Raw genomic sequence first — 1,854 nt, forward strand, 5'->3', positions numbered from 1 at the left:
TGAGGATCGTTGTCACTGTGAAGTACGTGCCCGACGCCACTGGCGACCGGCACTTCGCCGATGACCTGACCGTCGACCGGGACGACGTGGACGGTCTGCTCTCCGAGCTGGACGAGTACGCGGTCGAGCAGGCGCTGCAGATCTCGGAGAACTCCGACGACGATGTGGAGATCACCGTGTTGACGGTGGGTCCGGAGGACGCCAAGGACGCGTTGCGCAAGGCGCTGTCGATGGGTGCGGACAAGGCGGTCCATGTCGAGGACGACGATCTGCACGGCACCGACGTGATCGGCACCTCGCTGGTGCTGGCCAGGGCGATCGAGAAGGCCGGCTACGACCTGGTGATCTCCGGCATGGCCTCCACCGACGGCACCGCCGGCATCGTCCCCGCGCTGCTGGCCGAGCGCCTCGGGGTGCCGCAGGTGACCCTGCTGTCCGAGATCACCGTTGCGGACGGCACGGTCACGGGCCGCCGGGACGGCGACGCGGCCAGCGAGCAGCTTCAGGCGTCCCTGCCGGCCGTGGTGTCGGTGACCGACCAGTCCGGTGAGGCGCGTTACCCGTCGTTCAAGGGCATCATGGCGGCGAAGAAGAAGCCGGTCGCGTCCTGGGACCTGTCCGACCTGGACATCGACGCCGACCAGGTCGGCCTGGACGGCGCCTGGACCACGGTCCAGACGGCGGCGCAGCGCCCGGCCCGCACCGCGGGCACGATCGTCAAGGACGAGGGCGAGGGCGGCAAGCAGCTCGCCGAGTTCCTCGCGGGCCAGAAGTTCATCTGAGCCCCTGACCCGCTGACCGCCCCTTCCCCTTCGTTTCGCAGGAGAGCAATCCCATGGCTGAAGTCCTCGTCTACGTCGACCACGCAGGCGGCGTGGTCCGCAAGCCCACCCTGGAGCTGCTGACCCTGGCCCGCCGTCTGGGCGAGCCGGTCGCCGTCGCCCTGGGCGCGGGTGCCGGCGACACCGCCGCCGCGCTGGCCGAGCACGGCGCGGCCCGCGTGCTGACCCATGAGGCGTCCGAGTACGCCGAGTATCTGGTGGTGCCGAAGGTGGACGCGCTTCAGGCCGCGGTCGCCGCGGTGTCCCCGGCCGCGGTGCTGGTCCCCTCCTCCGCGGAGGGCAAGGAGATCGCCGCCCGGCTGGCGCTGCGGATCGGTTCCGGCATCATCACCGACGCGGTGGACCTGGAGGCCGGCGCGGAGGGTCCGGTGGCCACCCAGTCGGTGTTCGCCGCGTCCTTCACCACCACCTCCCGGGTCGTCAGGGGCATCCCGGTGATCACCGTCAAGCCCAACAGCGCGCCGGTGGAGGCCGCCCCGGCCGCCGGTGCGGTCGAGGCCCTGGCCGTGTCGTTCTCGGCGCAGGCGGCCGGCACCCGGGTGACCGGGCGGACCGCGCGGGAGTCGACCGGGCGCCCGGAGCTGACCGAGGCCGCGATCGTGGTCTCCGGCGGCCGCGGCGTCAACGGCGCGGAGAACTTCGCGCTCATCGAGGCGCTCGCCGACTCCCTCGGCGCGGCCGTCGGTGCGTCCCGGGCGGCGGTGGACGCGGGCTGGTACCCGCACACCAACCAGGTCGGCCAGACCGGCAAGTCCGTCTCCCCGCAGCTGTACATCGCCTCCGGCATCTCCGGCGCGATCCAGCACCGGGCCGGCATGCAGACCTCCAAGACCATCGTGGCCATCAACAAGGACCCCGAGGCCCCGATCTTCGACCTGGTCGACTACGGCATCGTCGGCGACCTCTTCGACGTCGTCCCCCAGCTCACCCAGGAGATCAACACCCGCAAGGGCTGACCACCCCACCGCAGTCCCAGGCCCCGTGACCGCACCAACGGTCACGGGGCCTCTGC

At 71.6% G+C, this 1,854-nt stretch carries 2 protein-coding genes; both read left to right on the forward strand.

What is annotated here, in order from left to right; translation table 11 throughout:
• Positions 1–782 (forward strand): electron transfer flavoprotein subunit beta/FixA family protein (locus tag F7R91_RS41675; RefSeq protein WP_225321137.1); only part of this gene is annotated, 782 nt, incomplete at its 5' end.
• Positions 783–835: 53 nt separating this feature from the next.
• Entirely contained in the window at positions 836–1,798 is a 963-nt protein-coding gene (locus F7R91_RS41680) for an electron transfer flavoprotein subunit alpha/FixB family protein (protein WP_150959073.1), read from the forward strand.
• The last annotated feature ends 56 nt before the right edge of the window (positions 1,799–1,854 follow it).

The organism is Streptomyces luteolifulvus, from assembly GCF_008806595.1.
Classification (GTDB): Bacteria; Actinomycetota; Actinomycetes; order Streptomycetales; family Streptomycetaceae; genus Streptomyces; species Streptomyces luteolifulvus.